This is a genomic window from Arthrobacter sp. Y3223151, from assembly GCF_059091125.1.
In genome coordinates this window covers 38,283-54,405 of the sequence record NZ_JBNHGI010000004.1, presented here as the reverse complement: position 1 = coordinate 54,405, position 16,123 = coordinate 38,283, and the positions used below count along the sequence as shown (strand labels likewise).

General features: G+C 68.4%; 14 protein-coding genes and 1 tRNA gene. 11 read left to right on the top strand and 4 right to left on the bottom strand.

Annotated elements, in window-relative coordinates; all coding sequences use genetic code 11:
- Positions 1–47 precede the first annotated feature (47 nt).
- Together AC5RUP_RS07675 and arfB are read right to left on the bottom strand one after the other, a co-directional pair.
- Complete coding sequence (locus AC5RUP_RS07675; RefSeq protein ID WP_494158474.1) at positions 48–938, bottom strand: CPBP family intramembrane glutamic endopeptidase; 891 nt, start codon at positions 936–938, stop codon at positions 48–50.
- Between the two features lie 193 nt (positions 939–1,131).
- Positions 1,132–1,572 (bottom strand): alternative ribosome rescue aminoacyl-tRNA hydrolase ArfB, encoded by a 441-nt coding sequence (gene arfB / locus AC5RUP_RS07670; protein ID WP_494153326.1) that lies wholly within the window; start codon positions 1,570–1,572, stop codon positions 1,132–1,134.
- An 84-nt stretch (positions 1,573–1,656) separates the two neighbouring features.
- Here arfB and AC5RUP_RS07665 point away from each other — a divergent pair, with 84 nt between their 5' ends.
- The 5 genes from AC5RUP_RS07665 (at position 1,657) to AC5RUP_RS07645 (ending at position 6,010) form a co-directional block, all read left to right on the top strand.
- A complete protein-coding gene (locus AC5RUP_RS07665; RefSeq protein ID WP_494131969.1) occupies positions 1,657–2,094 on the top strand; it encodes a VOC family protein in 438 nt (145 codons plus the stop codon).
- 55 nt (positions 2,095–2,149) lie between these two features.
- Positions 2,150–2,731, top strand: coding sequence for a dihydrofolate reductase family protein (locus tag AC5RUP_RS07660; protein WP_494153325.1), 582 nt, complete (start codon positions 2,150–2,152; stop codon positions 2,729–2,731).
- Between the two features lie 10 nt (positions 2,732–2,741).
- A complete protein-coding gene (locus AC5RUP_RS07655; RefSeq protein ID WP_494153324.1) occupies positions 2,742–3,698 on the top strand; it encodes a TIGR03885 family FMN-dependent LLM class oxidoreductase in 957 nt (318 codons plus the stop codon).
- A 38-nt stretch (positions 3,699–3,736) separates the two neighbouring features.
- The gene (locus tag AC5RUP_RS07650) at positions 3,737–5,425 is read left to right on the top strand and encodes an alpha-amylase family protein (RefSeq protein WP_494153323.1); all 1,689 of its coding nucleotides are present in this window, start codon (positions 3,737–3,739) and stop codon (positions 5,423–5,425) included.
- 297 nt (positions 5,426–5,722) lie between these two features.
- Positions 5,723–6,010, top strand: coding sequence for a hypothetical protein (locus AC5RUP_RS07645; protein WP_494153322.1), 288 nt, complete (start codon positions 5,723–5,725; stop codon positions 6,008–6,010).
- Between the two features lie 92 nt (positions 6,011–6,102).
- Here AC5RUP_RS07645 and AC5RUP_RS07640 read toward each other — a convergent pair whose 3' ends face one another.
- On the bottom strand, positions 6,103–7,545 hold the full coding sequence (locus AC5RUP_RS07640) for an amino acid permease (RefSeq protein ID WP_494153321.1): 1,443 nt from the start codon (positions 7,543–7,545) through the stop codon (positions 6,103–6,105).
- 189 nt (positions 7,546–7,734) lie between these two features.
- Between AC5RUP_RS07640 and AC5RUP_RS07635 the strand changes: the two genes are divergently transcribed.
- The 4 genes from AC5RUP_RS07635 to nrfD all read left to right on the top strand — a co-directional run bounded on the left by AC5RUP_RS07635 (position 7,735) and on the right by nrfD (position 13,573).
- The gene (locus tag AC5RUP_RS07635) at positions 7,735–8,103 is read left to right on the top strand and encodes an iron chaperone (protein ID WP_494153320.1); all 369 of its coding nucleotides are present in this window, start codon (positions 7,735–7,737) and stop codon (positions 8,101–8,103) included.
- A 93-nt stretch (positions 8,104–8,196) separates the two neighbouring features.
- A complete protein-coding gene (gene fdh / locus AC5RUP_RS07630; protein WP_494153319.1) occupies positions 8,197–11,499 on the top strand; it encodes a formate dehydrogenase in 3,303 nt (1,100 codons plus the stop codon).
- Positions 11,496–12,494 carry a 4Fe-4S dicluster domain-containing protein gene (locus AC5RUP_RS07625; RefSeq protein ID WP_494131961.1) on the top strand — a complete coding sequence of 333 codons (999 nt, stop codon included), beginning with the start codon at positions 11,496–11,498 and terminating at the stop codon, positions 12,492–12,494. The genes fdh and AC5RUP_RS07625 overlap by 4 nt, the downstream gene beginning before the upstream one ends.
- Positions 12,491–13,573: an NrfD/PsrC family molybdoenzyme membrane anchor subunit gene (gene nrfD, locus AC5RUP_RS07620; protein WP_494158428.1), complete on the top strand. Its 1,083-nt coding sequence runs from the start codon at positions 12,491–12,493 to the stop codon at positions 13,571–13,573. The genes AC5RUP_RS07625 and nrfD overlap by 4 nt, the downstream gene beginning before the upstream one ends.
- Before the next feature lie 32 nt (positions 13,574–13,605).
- Here the strand turns inward: nrfD and selD are convergent, their stop codons facing one another.
- Entirely contained in the window at positions 13,606–14,619 is a 1,014-nt protein-coding gene (gene selD, locus AC5RUP_RS07615) for a selenide, water dikinase SelD (protein WP_494155030.1), read from the bottom strand.
- Positions 14,620–14,661: 42 nt separating this feature from the next.
- Between selD and AC5RUP_RS07610 the strand changes: the two genes are divergently transcribed.
- Positions 14,662–14,756 (top strand) — tRNA-Sec (locus AC5RUP_RS07610).
- Positions 14,757–14,790: 34 nt separating this feature from the next.
- On the top strand, positions 14,791–16,122 hold the full coding sequence (gene selA, locus AC5RUP_RS07605) for an L-seryl-tRNA(Sec) selenium transferase (RefSeq protein WP_494158427.1): 1,332 nt from the start codon (positions 14,791–14,793) through the stop codon (positions 16,120–16,122).
- The last annotated feature ends 1 nt before the right edge of the window (position 16,123 follow it).

Genomic DNA, 16,123 nt, shown 5'->3' with positions numbered 1-16,123 from the left:
CAGTCGATGGGATACCGGGATTCCGCCCCCGCTGCACCAATCCCAGTTCAGGTGTCGTCCGGGGTTGCTTCGTAACGATCCGGCCGGGATCGTGTTCGGCGGCCCTTAGCGCGTGCCCCGCTCTGTTGGTAGAGCGCCAGCACGATGGTCAGCATTGCTGCGGCGGCGATCTGCTGCCACTCTCCCTCGAACGCCTGGAGCTTATCCGCACCGGAGGCGTTGAAGGACCCGTGAAGGAGTCCGACGATGAGGATGCTTCCGCCCGTGCCCAGATAGACCATGCCCGCCAGGAGCCTGAAAATCGGGGCGAAGAGGAACAGGACCGCCCAGTAGAAAAGCACCTCCCGGACCGGCGTCGCGGTGAAGCCTTTGTCCGCGAAGGCGAGGGGGAGGTGGATCAGCGCAAAGGGTAAAGCTGTCAGCAGCGAGCCGGAGATCAGGCCCCACCGCTCCATCAGCCGATGCTGTACCACGGCGGTCCAGGCCAGTTCCTCCCAGATATTCGCCAGAACAGCCCCGACGAGGATGGTATTCACGAGATAGTTGCCGGTTTCAGCGGCCCATCCGGCTTCCGGTGGCTGAAATGACCCGGTTGCCGCGGCGATCAGCAGGGTCAGCACGGGTATGGCGAGCAGGGCGGCGATATACCAGCCGACGCCTACCCGCCAGCGGACAGCCTGCCGAAAAAGGCCCCGGACGGCCTTCCTGCCGCCCGAGGCTGCGGTCACCAGGGCCGCAGTACCCAGCAGGATCAGCAGCTCTGCCAGGAGCCCGGGCAAAACATTGCCCAGCACAACGATCGATAGCACCTGCGCAGCCCACGTCAGCCCGATCGCAATGACCACAAAGGCCGTTACCGGGTGCCGGGCGATCAGGCGTCCCGCATGCCCTCCGCGGGGAGATGGCGCCGGTTCGGCTCCCGAAGGATCGTTACCCATGCCCACCCCATTCGATGATCAAGCGGCCAAACCCGGCTCCCGGGGACTGCCAACGGGGGCGGCTAAAGGGGGAGAGGGCGGTATGGCCGCCACTTTTCTCCGCTGCCGGACCTGTGTCAAGCGCTGCCGGGGCGCTCTGAAGTTCCGTGCAATCCTCAACAGAGGAGCCCGGCGATCGGCGCAAACAGTCAGGTCATTCGGAGCCTGGGCGCTGGCGGTTGCGCTTGGTCTCGGAGCGCAGCCGTTTTGCATCGAGCCGGCGGCGCCGCGAGCCAGCCGTGGGGCGGGTTGCCCGCCGGGCGACAGGCGGAGTCACCGCGTCCCGCAGGAGTGCTACGAGGCGTTGCCGCGCCGCAGCCCTGTTGCGCCGCTGGGAGCGGTGCTCTGAGGCGCTGATGGTGAGCACGGTGCCCGACATTCTCTCGGAAAGCCTGGCGACGGCGCGTTCGCGTTGGATCTCGCTGAGCGCCGTTGTGGTGCCCAGATCGAGACTGAGTTGCACACGAGAGTCGGCGGTGTTGACGCTCTGGCCGCCAGGGCCCGAGGCTCGGGAGAACTGCTCGACCAGTTCCCCCGCCGGCACCCGGAGGCCGCGGGGCGCGCCGGGTCCCGGGGGCACATGCAGGTCGTCCACACGGTTTATTGTGCCGCAACTCCGACGCGGCGCAGCTGGGAGGGGGCTTCTTTTCTGTCCCCGCGGCTCGCTAGCATGTCGCGCATGGCCATCAAACTGGAGAACGTCGGTATCGCCGTCCGGGACCTGGAAGCAGCGATCGCCTTTTTCACCGACCTCGGCCTGACGGTCCTCGGCCGTGACACGGTCAGCGGTGACTGGACCGACACCGCCGTCGGGCTTGATGGCAACCACGCCAACATCGCGATGCTCCAGACCCCGGACGGTCACGGCCGGCTCGAGCTCTTCGAATACCTCCACCCCCAAGCGATCGAGTCGACGCCCACCCGCCCCAACGAGATCGGCATGCACCGGGTCGCTTTCTCCGTGGATGATTTGGACAAGGCCCTCGAAATAGCCGCGAAACACGGCTGCCGTCCGCTTCGCGGGGTGGCAACCTACGAGGACGCCTACAGGCTCACGTACGTCCGCGGCCCGAGCGGCATCATCGTGATGCTCGCCGAGGAACTGAAGAAGAACTGACGTGTGCCGGTGTCGCTGCCGGCCCAAGTAAGCACCGTGAAGGGGCGGAACGATCATGGGAACCCTCGCCTATGTGGCAACAACGTCCATCGACGGCTACGTCGCCGATGCCGACGGCGACTTCCAGTGGACGGGCCCGAGTGATGCCGTGTTTGCTGTGCACCTCGAGCGCATGGCCGGGATATCGACCGAGGTGCTCGGGCGGAAAACCTATGCGTTGATGGGGTACTGGGACACCTATCCGGACGGCGAGGACCGTCCTGCGGCCGAACGGGAGTTCGCCCGGCGCTGGCGGGACCTGGACAAGGTCGTGGTGTCGTCGACCATGACGGCCGAAGAGCTCACCTCGGACCGGGCGCGCATCGTGCCGCGCCTGAGCTTGGGAGAGCTGCAGCGGATCGTGGAGCGCGCGCACGGTGTGGTCCAGATCTTCGGGCCCACGGTTGCGGCAGACGCGATCCGTGCGGGCATGGTTGACGACTTCCGGTTCTTCGTGGTGCCGAAGATGGTGGGCGGCGGCCTGCACGCCCTGCCCGACGACGTGCACCTCGACCTCAGCCTCGCCGAACACAGAATCTTCGACAACGGCATCGCGTACCTGCGATACGTGCCTCGACAACCCGCGACGGCACGGTAAGGATGGAGTGGTGCCTGTCATCGGATTCCATGCATCCCACGAACAGATCTCGCCCGCCCAGCTGCTGCAGGACGTGAAACTGGCAGAAGAAGCGGGTTTCGACGCCGCCATGTGTTCGGACCACATCGAGCCGTGGTCCGTGCGGCAGGGGCATTCCGGCTTCGCTTGGTCCTGGCTCGGTGCGGCGCTGGCAACCACAGCGCTGCGGTTCGGCGTCGTCACCGCCCCCGGCCAGCGCTACCATCCGGCCATCATCGCGCACGCCTCGGCCACCCTGGCCGTCATGTTTCCGGGGCGGTTCTGGATGGCGCCGGGCAGCGGCGAGAACTCCAACGAGCACATCACGGGCGACGCCTGGCCCTCCAAGGACGTGCGCCAGCAGCGGCTGGAGGAGTCCGTGGAGGTGATCCGCCGCCTGCACGACGGCGAGGAGGTCACCCACCGCGGACTGGTCACCGTGGAGCACGCCCGGATTTGGGAGGTACCCGAGCCCAAGCCCGAGCTGATCGCCCCCGCCATCAGCGTGGAGACCGCCCGCCGCGCCGCGCGCTGGGCGGACGGGCTGATCACCGTCAACCAGGCGCCGGAGCAGCTCAGGAAGGTCCTCGCCGGTTACCGGGACAATGGCGGACGCGGGAAGGCCGCGCTGCAGGTGCACCTGTCCTGGACACCGTCGGAGGAGGCCGCCGTCGACATCGCCATGGACCAGTGGCGCTCCAACACGTTCGCCCCGCACGTGGCCGCGGACCTGGCCACGGCCAGCCACTTCGACGCCGTGAGCGAGCACGTCGGCGAGGACCAGCTGCGCACGGCGGTCAACGTATCGGCCAGCACGGGCCGGCATGTGGAGTGGCTGCAGGAGTACCTGGACCTGGGCTTCGACGAGTTGTACCTGCACTTCGTGGGCCAGGAGCAGCGGCCCTTCATCGAGACGTTCGCCGGCGAGGTCCTGCCGAAGCTGCGCTGACGGACTCGACCGCCCGGACGGAAAGCGAGGAGAAGCCAGTGAGGATTACCGACACTTCCGACCTGTGGTGGAAGACGGCAGTCGTCTATTGCCTGGACGTGGAGTCGTACTTCGATTCCGACGGCGACGGCGTGGGCGACTTCGCCGGCCTGGCGCAGCGCGTGGATTATCTGGCCGAACTGGGCGTCACCTGCATCTGGCTGATGCCCTTCTATCCGACGCCGGAGCGGGACGACGGCTACGACGTCACGGACTTCTACGGCGTGGACCGGCGGCTGGGGGACCACGGCGACCTGGTGGAGTTCCTCCGCACCGCCCGGGACCGCGGCATGCGGGTCATCGCGGACCTGGTGGTCAACCACACCTCCGACCAGCATCCGTGGTTCCAGTCCGCGCGCCAGTCCACGGACAGTCCGTACCGGGATTACTACGTGTGGCGGTCCGACCCGCCGCCGGACACCTCCCGGGAGGTTGTGTTCCCGGACCAGGAGCAGTCCATCTGGACCCAAGACAAGCCCACGGGGGAGTGGTATCTGCACCGCTTCTACAGGCATCAGCCGGACCTGAACGTGACCAACCCCGAGGTCAGGAACCATATTGCCAAGGCCATGGGCTTCTGGCTGGAGCTGGGGCTTGACGGTTTTCGGGTGGACGCGGTGCCCTTCTTCCTTGAAACCACCGGGCAGGACGGGTCCGGGCTGCCGGATCCGCACGAATTCCTGCGGGACCTTCGCCGTTTCCTGAGCCGCCGCCGCGGCGGTGGAATCCTGCTGGGCGAAGTCAACCTGCCGTACGAGGACCAGCTGACCTTCTTCGGCGGCAGCGACGGGGACGAACTCAACGTGATGTTCGACTTCATCGCCATGCAGAACATGTACCTCTCCCTGGCCCGGCAGGACGCGGGCCCGCTGGCGAAGGCCCTGCAGGGCAGGCCGGCCATCAACCCGGACAACCAGTGGGCTACCTTCGTGCGCAACCACGACGAGCTGACGCTGGACAAGCTCACCGAGGAGGAGCGCCAGGAGGTCTTCGCGGCCTTCGGGCCCGAGGAACAGATGCAGCTTTACGGCCGCGGACTCAAGCGCCGGCTGCCGCCGATGCTGGGCGGGGACCCGCGCCGGATCAGGATGGTGTATTCGCTCCTGTTTTCGTTGCCCGGCACCCCGGTGCTGTATTACGGCGAGGAGATCGGCATGGGGGAGAACCTGGACGCGGAAGGCCGCCTGGCCGTCCGCACCCCCATGCAGTGGACGAACGGTCCGAACGCGGGCTTTTCCACCGCGGAGCCCGGACAGCTGATCTCGCCGCTGGCGGACGGCGGCTTCGGCCCGCAGTTCGTCAACGCCGCCCAGGCCAAACGGGACCCGGAATCGCTGTGGAACTTCATGGCCACGCTGATCAAGCGCTACCGCGAGTGCCCGGAGCTGGGCTGGGGGCACTTCGAGATCCTCGACCAGCCGGAGAAGTCCGTGCTGGCCCACCGCTGCACGTGGGAGGAGTCCAGCATGGTCCTGCTGCATAACCTCTCGCCCGATCCGGTCACCGTCGCGCTGGACCTGGCGACGGAGGACCGGCCGGCGGAAAAGCTCCGGGCCGTGCTGCTGCTGGACCTGCTGGGTGACGCGGACGTGAAAATCGCCGAGGACGGCACCTGCACCCTGCCCCTCGAAGGGTTCGGCTACAAGTGGCTGCGCCTGCAGCATTCTGGGGACCGGCGGCTCCCGTAGGCCGGCGTGAACGACGGCGCGCGGGCCGGCGTCGGCGACGCACTGCTCCTGGGTCCAAACACCATCCGTTGAACTACGCCCGGTTGACCACTCTGCAACTGCAAGTAGACCTACCGCCGACGAAGGGCAGCCATTATTGTCGAGTCCCGGTATTGTCCGCAGGCGCTGAGGGGTGCTTACTGGTGGGAGGAGCCCGAACCAGCGGTATGGCTTGCCGGAGGTTGTGTCCACCCTCACAATGCGCCTGTAATGAGCAGCGGCAGGCGAGGCTCCAGTTAATAAACCATTGGAGGAAACATGTTCGCTCGAGTCAGCACTTACCGAGGCAGCCAAGACGCTTCCAGCGGACTCCCGCAGGACCTCGTCAAGCGGGTGCTGGAACTCCCCGGTTGCCGGGGCTTCTATTTCATGAACGGGAAGGGGAACGGCAAATCCTTATCCATCGCGCTATACGACACGGAGGAAAACCTGACGGCAAGTACGGAGATGGCGAACAGCCTTCGCTCCGAGGCAAGCAACTCCCTAACGCTGGAGATCCTCGAAGTCGAAGAGTACGAAGTCGCCACCGCCGAGCTCAACGAATAGCTCGTCGACGGCTTGTGACGATGCAGCCGCGGTTCCACTGCAGAGCTGCGGGTTCACTCGTTCGAGCCCTGCATAGGTGCTCGGGCCACCGATCAGGGTACGGCCCGATGGCGCGGGCTGTTCGGATTCATGAGTGAGTGCTTGCGGCTGTACAGCAGGTAGATGACCAGGCCGATGATCAGCCAGATCAGGAAGCGCACCCAGGTTTCCCAGTCGAGCTGCAGCATCAGGAACCCCGAGGCCAAGACGCCGAAGGCCGGGACCACCGGCATCCACGGCAGCCGGAAGGTCCGCGGTACCTCCGGCCGGGTGCGCCGCAGCACGATCACGGCGACGCAGACCACCACGAAGGCGGCCAAAATGCCGATGTTGGTCAGGTCGGCCACGGCACGGATGGGGAACACCCCGGCCAGCAGCGCTGACGCGATGCCGGCGATCCACGTCACCCGCTGCGGGGTGCCGTGCCGGTCCGTCGCCGCGAACCAGCCCGGCAGCAGCCCGTCGCGGCTCATCGAGAACCAAACTCTGGTCACGCCCAGCAGGAAGGTGAGCATCACGGTCAGGATCGAAACAACGGCGAAGGCGGCAATGATCGTGGCCACGACCGGCAGCCCGACCGACTCGAAGGCGGACGCGAACCCCGCGGTGGGGCTGATGTCCGTGTAGTTCTGCATTCCGGTCAGCACCAGGGTGGCCAGCACATAGAGCGCCATCGCGATGGCCAGCGACAGCAGGATCGCCTTCGGCATGTGCTTCTTGCCGTCTACGGATTCCTCCGCCGCCGTGCTCATCGCGTCATAGCCGAAGACCGCGAAGAATACGGTGGCGGCTCCCGCCAGCACCGGACCGAATCCGGAGGGCATGAACGGGTTGTAGTTGCCCGGGTTCACGAAGAAGAAGCCCAGCCCGATGATGAAGAGGATCAACAGGATCTTCAGCCCCACCGCTATCAGTTCGAACCGGCCGAAGGTGCGGGTCCCGCGGCTGAGGATCCACGTGATCAGCAGGCAGACCACAATGGCCGGCAGGTTGACCACGCCGCCCTCGACCGTGTCGGAGGTGCCCTCCATCCACGCCGGGACCTGGACGCCGATGCCCTCCATAAAGGCGCTGAAATAGCCCGAGATGCCGATGGCGACGACGGCGACGATGGCCGTATATTCCAGCAGCAAGTCCCAGCCGATAAACCAGCCGATGACCTCCCCCAGGGCCACATAGCCATAGGTGTAGGCCGAGCCGGCAAACGGGATCATGCCCGCGAATTCCGCATATGACAGGGCCGCCGCCGCGCTGGCCAGGCCCGCAATGAGGAAGGAAATGAGCACCGCCGGGCCGACCGGATCCGCGTCGGCGCCGCCGTTGGCCACCAGCCCGGCCAACGTGAAAATGCCGATGCCGATGATCCCGCCGACGCCGATCGCGGTCAGCTGCCACACGCCCAGGCTTTTGGACAGGTGGCTTTCCCCGCTCTCCTCCACCAGCTCCGTGATCGGCTTGCGCCGGAGGAGGGACTGGGAACCGCTCCAATTAGCCATGCCAGACTCCGATGTTCGCGCCTGCATCTGCGGCCGGAGCCTGCGCCAGGGGCGGCTCCGCCCCGCCGATGCCCCGTACGTGTCCGAGTATGGACCGCGCGCTGCCCACAGGGAATACCCCACCGGTCCTAGCGTGCGAAACCGGCACACACCGGCCCCGGTCTGCCCGTGGCAGGGTAACTTCGAGACATGGACAAGCCGAAGACCGTGGACGAGTACCTGGCGGCGTTCCCTGCAGACGCCCGCACGCTGCTGGAGGAGCTGCGGTCGCTGAGCCGCGGGCAGGTTCCGGAAGCCGAAGAGTCCTTGAAGTGGGGTTCCCCGGCGTACTCTCTCGACGGCACCATCATGTTTGTTTTCGCCGGATACAGCCGGCACGCGAACATGGTTTTCACTCCTGGCATCCGGGTGGCGTTTGCCGACGAATTGGCTGGCTTCCGGACCGGCAAGGGATCGGTGCAGCTGCCCTACACGCAGCCTGTGCCCGCGGAGCTGCTGGGGAGGATGATGGCCCACCGCGTCCGGGAGTTCCGGGAAGACGGTGTCCTGTGGATGTAGGGCACGGCCTCCGCCGCCTCATCGGGTCCGCGCGAGCCTCCGGCGTCGTCGTTTCCCCTGTTGTGGGTGAATTGGATGGGTTAGGGTGGGCCCATGTCGCGGTTCAGCTTCCTGGAGTGGCCGGTTGTACGGCAGTTCCGCACGAGTGATTCGCTCGGGCGGGGCGAGGCCGTGACCTCGCGGCGGACCCGTGAAATCGCTCCCCGGACGTCCACCGCGGACCGCGTGGTGCAAAGCGTGTGTCCGTACTGCGCGGTGGGATGCGGTCAGCGCGTCTTCGTCAAGGACGAAAAGGTTGTCCAGATCGAGGGCGACCCGGATTCGCCGATCTCCCGCGGCCGGCTCTGCCCCAAGGGATCTGCCAGCGAGCAGTTGGTCAACGCGCCCGGCCGGCAGACGAGGGTGCTCTACCGAGCGCCCCACGCCAAGGACTGGCAGCACCTTGACCTGGACACCGCCGTCGAGATGATCGCCGACAGGTTCCTCGAAGCCCGCCGGAACACATGGCAGCAAAGCGATGAGCACGGCAGGCCGCTCCGGCGGACCATGGGCATCGCCGGGCTGGGCGGGGCGACCCTCGACAACGAAGAGAACTATCTGATCAAGAAGCTCTTCACCGCTGCGGGCGCCATCCAGCTCGAGAACCAAGCCCGCATTTGACACTCCGCAACGGTTCCCAGTTTGGGAACCTCGTTTGGACGCGGCGGCGCGACGCAATCACTGCAGGACATGGCCAACGCCGACTGCATCGTCATCCAGGGCTCCAACATGGCCGAGTGCCATCCCGTGGGCTACCAGTGGGTCACGGAAGCCAGGGCCCGCGGCGCGAAGGTCATCCATGTGGATCCTCGGTTTACCCGCACCAGCGCGGTGGCAGACAGGCACGTGCCCATCCGTGCCGGTTCGGACATCGTGCTGCTGGGCGCCCTGATCAATTACGTGATCAGCAACGATCTGTGGTTCAAGGACTACGTGCGGGCCTACACCAATGCGGCGACCCTGGTGAACAAAGAGTTCCGGGACGCCGAGGACCTGGACGGGCTGTTCTCCGGATTCGATCCGGAAACGGGCCAGTACGACCTCGCCTCCTGGGCCTATGAACGGAAGTCGGAGGCAGGAGAAGCCGGCGGCCACGAACACGGCGCCGACACCGCGGACCGGGCGACCGGGCAGCAGTACGGCAGCGGCGGGCCGACCCTAGCCCACCCCGATTTCGAGCAGGACCCCACGCTGGAGCACCCGCGGACGGTGTTCCAGATCCTGAAACGGCACTATGCCAGGTACACCCCGGAGATGGTCCGGGAGGCCTGCGGCATTTCCCTGGCGGATTTCGACTACCTGGCGCGGGCGGTCACGGAGAACTCCGGCCGGGACCGGACCACCTGCTTTGCGTATTCCGTCGGCTGGACCCAGCACACCGTGGGCGCGCAGTACATCCGGACCGCGGCGATCCTGCAGCTGCTGCTGGGCAACATGGGGCGGCCGGGCGGGGGAATCATGGCGCTGCGCGGCCATGCCAGCATCCAAGGCTCCACCGACATCCCGACCCTGTTCAACCTGTTGCCCGGCTACCTCCCCATGCCGAAGGCCGAGATGGAGACGTTGCAGGACTACCTCGGAGGCATCGCGTCGCCGGACCAGAAGGGCTACTGGGCCGACGCCGATGCCTACACCATCAGCCTGCTCAAGGCCTGGTGGGGCGACGCGGCCCGTGAGGACTCGGACTGGGGCTACGGCTACCTTCCGCGCATCGACGGCCCGCACGGGACCTACCAGACGGTCATGGGCATGCTTGCCGATGAGGTCGAGGGCTACTTCCTCTTCGGCCAGAACCCCGCGGTCGGATCCGCCAACGGGCGCATGCAGCGTTTAGGCATGTCCCATTTGAAATGGCTGGTGGTGCGGGACCTGAACCTTATCGAGTCGGCGACGTGGTGGAAGGACGGTCCCGAGATCGCCACGGGCGAGCTGCGGACCGAGGACATCGGCACCGAAGTCTTCTTCCTGCCGGCGGCGACGCACGTGGAAAAGGCCGGAACCTTCACGCAGACCCAGCGGCTGCTGCAATGGCGGCATCAGGCCATCCAGCCGCCGGGGGACTGCCGCAGCGAACTGCAGTTCTTCTACGAGCTGGGCATACGCCTCCGGGAAAAACTGGCGGATTCGACCGATGAACGAGACCGGCCGCTGCTGGATCTCACGTGGGACTATCCCACCGACGAACACGGCGACCCCGACGGCGAAGCGGTGCTCGCGGAAATCAACGGCCGGCATCTCACCGGTCCCCGGGCCGGCATGCCCCTCTCGTCGTACACCGAGATGCGCGCCGACGGCTCGACCTCGGGCGGATGCTGGATCTACACGGGCGTGTACGCCGACGGCATCAACCACGCCGCCGACCGCAAGCCCGGCCAGGAACAAGGGCCGGTCGCCTCCGAGTGGGGCTGGGCCTGGCCGGCGAACCGGCGGATCCTCTACAACCGCGCGTCGGCGGACCCCGACGGCAAGCCCTGGAGCGAACGCAAGAAGTACATCTGGTGGGACCCGGAGCAGAACCGGTGGACCGGGGAGGACGTCCCCGATTTCCCGCTGGACCGCGCTCCCGGGAGCAAGCCGGACCCGACAGCCGGCGGCGCCGCCGCGCTGGCCGGAGACGACCCCTTCATCATGCAAGCCGACGGCAAGGGGTGGCTGTTCGCGCCCAAGGGCATGGTGGACGGGCCGCTGCCGACCCACTACGAGCCGCAGGAATCTCCGGTCGCCAACCCGCTCTACCGGCAGCAGCAGAATCCCGCCCGGATCACCTTCCCGCGCGCAGACAACCTCAGCGCGCCGAGTGCCAACGTGCGCGGTTCGGACATCTACCCCTACGTGTTCACCACCTACCGCTTGACCGAACACCACACGGCCGGCGGGATGAGCCGCTGGCTGCCGTACCTCTCGGAGCTGCAGCCGGAAATGTTCTGCGAAGTGTCGCCGGAACTGGCGGCCGAACGCGGCCTGGAACCCTACGGTTGGGCGACAATCGTCTCGCCACGGGCAGCCATCGAGGCCAAGGTGCTCGTGACCGAACGGATGAAGCCGCTGGTCGTCGGCGGGCGCACGGTGCACCAGATCGGGGTGCCCTACCACTGGGGCGTCGGACAGGAAGCGGTCATCAGCGGGGACGCAGCCAACGACCTGCTGGGCGTGACCCTGGACCCGAACGTACAGATCCAGGAATCCAAGGCCGGATCGTGCGACATCTTCCCGGGCCGCCGGCCTCAGGGCCCGGAACTGCTCGCCCTGGTCGCCGAATACCGGGCCCGCGCCGGGGTGACGCCCGAGACCGGCAGCGACAAGATCACCCATCCCGGCCCCGTGCCGGGTGATGACACCACGAGGGAAGGCTTATGAAACGGCTGACCGAAGCGCCCGGGGACATTCCGCACACCGGACACCCGCGCAAGGGCTTCTTCACGGACACCTCGATCTGCATCGGCTGCAAGGCGTGCGAGGTGGCCTGCAAGGAATGGAACCGCAATCCCGCCGACCCGCAGTACGAACTGCTGCAGTCCTCCTACGACAACACCGGCGCGCTGGGAGCCGACACGTGGCGCCACGTCGCCTTCGTCGAGCAGGACCGCGGGCGGATCGAAAAGGCACGCGACTCCGGGCGGGCACTCGTCAGCCTCGGCATGCCCGGCATCGGACCGCCGGGAAGCGCGGCTGCAGCGGCGAAGCCTTCGGGCGTGGATACGACGCCTCCCGATACGCCCGATTTCCGCTGGCTGATGTCCTCGGATGTGTGCAAGCACTGCACCAACGCCGGGTGCCTGGACGTGTGCCCCACCGGTGCGCTGTTCCGCACAGAACACGGCACGGTGGTGGTGCAGGACGACGTCTGCAACGGCTGCGGCACCTGCGTCGCGGGATGCCCGTTCGGCGTGATCGAACGGCGCAGCGACGGCACGGCAGGACCGAAGACGCAGCGTGACTTCACCCCGGGGGAACAAGCCCCGACCCGCAACGTCGGTGTCGCCCAGAAATGCACGCTGTGCTACGACCGGATCACCGACGACCAGACGCCGGCCTGCGCCCAGGCCTGCCCCACGACGTCGATCAAGTACGGCGAGCGCGAGGAATTGGTGGCCACCGCGAAGCAGCGGGTAGCTGAACTGCACTCGCAGGGGCTGACCGAGGCACGCCTCTACGGGGCCAACGATTCCGACGGCGTGGGCGGCACCGGTTCCGTGTTCCTGCTGCTCGACGAACCGGAGGTGTACGGGCTGCCGCCGGACCCGCGGGTGCCCACGGCGGACCTGCCGCGCATGTTCAAACGGGCGGGCATCGCCGCGGCCGGCATGCTGGCCGCGGCCGCGGCCGCCTTCCTGACGGGAGGCCGCGGGTGACCGTCTCCGACTTCGACAGCTACCGCCCGCCCGAACCGCCTCGCCGCTCCCGGCGCGGCGGCAAGCGGCGCCGCGCCGGGACCGGAGACGGCTCGGGCGAACTGCCGGTGGTTCCGGACGCCCGGTTCGACTCCTACTACGGCCGGCCCGTGGTCAAGCCGCCGCCGTGGGGCGACCCGATAGCCCTCTACCTCTTCCTCGGCGGCGTAGCCGGCGGCTCGGCGCTGCTCGGACTCGGCGGGCAACTGACGGGCAGGCGTGCGCTGTGCCGCAACAGCCGCCTGTCCGCCCTCACGGCAGTCGGCCTCGGCGCCGTCGCGCTGATCGAAGACCTGGGCCGGCCCGAGCGGTTCCTCAACATGCTGCGCACCATCAAGCCCACCTCGCCCATGAGCCTGGGCTCCTGGATCCTTGCGGCGTTCAGCGCCGGTGCCGGGATCTCCGCGGCGTCCGAAATCGACCGCCTGACCGGCTCCCGGCTGCCGCTGGGGCCGCTGCGCCCGGTGCTGCGCGCGCTCGAGGGCCCGGCGGGAGTCGAGGCAGCGGTGTTCGCGGCACCGCTCTCCGCCTACACCGCGGTTCTGTTGTCGGACACCGCGAACCCGACCTGGAATGCCGGTCGCGACAACCTGCCCTTCGTTTTCGTCAGTTCTGCCAGCCTCGCCGCGGCCGGTCTTGCCATGATCACGACCCCCGTCCGCGAAGCCGGGCCCGCCCGGGCGCTCGCGGTCCTCGGCGTTGCCGGTGAGGTCATCGCCACCCGGGCCCTGGAACGCGGCATGGACCCGGTGGCCGCGGAACCCCTCCACGAGGGTGCTCCCGGGCACATGCTTAAGTGGAGCGACCGGCTGGCCGTGGCTGCCGGTGCGGGGGTGCTCGCCGTCGGCAGGCACAGGCCGGCGGCCGCGGCCTGCGGCACGGCGCTGCTGGCCGCGTCGGCGCTGACGCGGTTCGGTATCCTGCGTGCCGGCATCCGCTCGGCGGAGGATCCCCGCTACACGATCGAGCCGCAGAAAACCCGGCTGGCGGCCCGGCGCCGCGCGGGCATCGTCCACGATTCGATCACGACCGCCGGCTGAGCCAGGCTGGCGCCAGCCAGGCTGGTGTGGGCCTAGCGCACCTCGATCCCGGATCCCGGAACGGTCTGCCCCACCACGGGGTGCCCGGGAAGTTCCCCGACCACGAGCAATCCGCCGGAAGTCTGCGCGTCGGCCAGCAGCAGCAGGTCATCCTCCGTGATGCCCGCCCCCGGCCGCAGGTGCGGGCGGACCCAGTCGAGGTTGCGCCGGGTGCCGCCGGAGATATAGCCATCCCGCAGTGCCTCCCGTGCGCCGGCGATGAGCGGCACGGCCTTCCGGTCGATGACCGCGCCCACGCCGGACGCGCGGCACATCTTGTAGAGGTGGCCGAGGAGGCCGAACCCGGTGACGTCGGTCGCCGCGCGGACGCCGCCGCGCACGGCCGCGTCGGCGGCCTCCCGGTTCAGCTGCGTCATCACCGCGACCGCCTCGTCGAAGACCTCTCCGGTCCTCTTGTGCCGGTTGTTGAGCAGGCCGAGGCCGATCGGCTTGGTGAGCGTGAGGGGCAGCCCGGGCCGGGCCGCGTCATTGCGCATCAGCTTGCCGGGGTCGGCGATGCCGGTCACCGCCATCCCGTACTTCGGTTCCGGGTCGTCAACCGAGTGCCCGCCCGTCACCGGACAGCCCGCTTCGGACGCCACGGCGAGCCCGCCCCGCAGCACTTCGGTCAGCAGTACCATCGGCAGGACGTCCCGGGGCCAGCCGACCAGGTTGATCGCGCTGACCGGACGGCCGCCCATGGCATAGATGTCGGAGAGGGCGTTCGCCGCCGCGATCCGGCCCCAGTCGTACGCGTCGTCGACCACGGGAGGGAAGAAGTCCGCCGTCGAGAGCACCGCGAGGTCCTCGCCGACCCGGACGGCGGATGCGTCGTCGCCGTCGTCGAGCCCCACCAGGACGTCGGGGTTGGTTTGGCCGGTCAGGCCGCGGACAACGTCCTCGAGCTCGCCGGGCGGAATCTTGCAGGCACAGCCTCCGCCGTGTGCGTATCCCGTGAGCCGGACTGCTGCGGCGGACTCTTCTGCGACGCCGGTGATCCCGTTCATGATCACAGCATAGGAGCGGCGGGCCGGTGTTACCATGCTCGTGGAGGCGTCCGGGTCCTGGTGGGCCCCCCGGTCTTCAAAACCGGTGAGGCCGAGTACCTCGGCCTGGCGGGTTCGATTCCCGTCCGCTTCCGCCAGCTGCGCAGCTGAAGGTGACCCGGAAGGAGGGCCGTGGGCCAGAACGACCCGCGCCGGCACATTCCGCGCACCGACCAGCTGCTCGCCCACCCGGAACTTCTCCACGCACGCGTGCGCCTCGGCGACGACGCCATCCGTTCCACCGTCCGGGACGTGCAGGAACAGGCGCGTCGCGGCGACCTTGCCCCGGAAGACGTCGAGGCGACGGTCCTGACCGCGGTGGCTTCCCGCGCGGCCAGCTCGTTGCGCCCGGTGCTGAACGCCACCGGCGTCATCGTCCACACGAATCTGGGACGCGCTCCGCTCTCCGCGTCCGCACGCCAGGCGGTGCTGTCGGCGGCCGGTTATGTCGACGTCGAGATGGACCTGCCCACCGGCGGACGGTCCCGGCGCGGGGCCGGTGCGCGGAAGGCTTTGCTGGACGCCTGCCCGGCCGCCGAGGAAGCGCTGGTGGTCAACAACGGCGCCGCGGCCCTGGTGCTGGCCACCACCGCCCTGGCCGGATCGCGCGAAGTGGTCATCAGCCGCGGCGAACTCATCGAGATCGGGGCCGGTTTCAGGCTGACCGAGCTGATCGAATCGACCGGTGCCCGGCTGCGCGAAGTGGGCACCACCAACCGGACGCACCTGGAGGACTACGCCTCGGCGATCGGCGCGCAGACCGGCTGCCTGCTCAAGGTGCACCCGAGCAATTTCCGGGTCAGCGGATTCACCGCCGACGTCGGCATCGGCCGGCTCCGGTCCCTGGCCGAAGAACACCGGATCCCGCTGGTCGTGGACCTGGGCAGCGGCCTGCTCCACCCAGACCCGGTGCTGCCCCGGGAACCGGACATCTCCGGCGCGCTCGCCGCCGGGGCCGACGTCGTCATCGCCAGCGGTGACAAACTCCTGGGCGGCCCCCAGGCGGGACTGCTGTTGGGCCGGGCCGCGGTCATCACCCGGCTGGCCCGCCACCCGCTCGCGCGGGCGGTGCGGGCAGACAAACTGACGCTGGCCGCGGTGGAGGCGACGCTCACCGGAGAACAGACGCCGGTGGCGGCGGCCCTGCACGCCGACCCCGCCCGGCTGCGGCAGCGCACGGAGCGCCTGGCGGCCAGCGCCGGCGGCCGGGTGGTGGAGCACGACGGAAGGGTCGGCGGCGGGGGAGCGCCCGGGGTGCCGCTGCCCGGGTGGGCCCTCCAGCTGCCCGAAGCGGCCGCCCGACGGCTGCGGACGGGCGACCCCGTTGTGTTGCCCCGGGTCCACCGCGGTGCCTGCCTGGTGGACCTGCGCTGCGTGCCCGAGGCCGACGACGAGCGGCTCGCCGCCGCCGTACGCTCGGCGCTGGCGCACACCGACGACCAGCAGCGAACCACGGGCTCCTGAC

Bases quoted from the DNA above. Each gene is read 5' to 3' on its own strand.
- AC5RUP_RS07660 (WP_494153325.1), top strand. From the start codon at position 2,150: ATGGGAACCCTCGCCTATGTGGCAACAACGTCCATCGACGGCTACGTC.
- AC5RUP_RS07635 (WP_494153320.1), top strand. From the start codon at position 7,735: ATGGACAAGCCGAAGACCGTGGACGAGTACCTGGCGGCGTTCCCTGCA.
- AC5RUP_RS07640 (WP_494153321.1), bottom strand. From the start codon at position 7,545: ATGGCTAATTGGAGCGGTTCCCAGTCCCTCCTCCGGCGCAAGCCGATC.
- selD (WP_494155030.1), bottom strand. From the start codon at position 14,619: ATGAACGGGATCACCGGCGTCGCAGAAGAGTCCGCCGCAGCAGTCCGG.
- AC5RUP_RS07625 (WP_494131961.1), top strand. From the start codon at position 11,496: ATGAAACGGCTGACCGAAGCGCCCGGGGACATTCCGCACACCGGACAC.
- AC5RUP_RS07665 (WP_494131969.1), top strand. From the start codon at position 1,657: ATGGCCATCAAACTGGAGAACGTCGGTATCGCCGTCCGGGACCTGGAA.
- AC5RUP_RS07645 (WP_494153322.1), top strand. From the start codon at position 5,723: ATGTTCGCTCGAGTCAGCACTTACCGAGGCAGCCAAGACGCTTCCAGC.
- AC5RUP_RS07675 (WP_494158474.1), bottom strand. From the start codon at position 938: ATGGGTAACGATCCTTCGGGAGCCGAACCGGCGCCATCTCCCCGCGGA.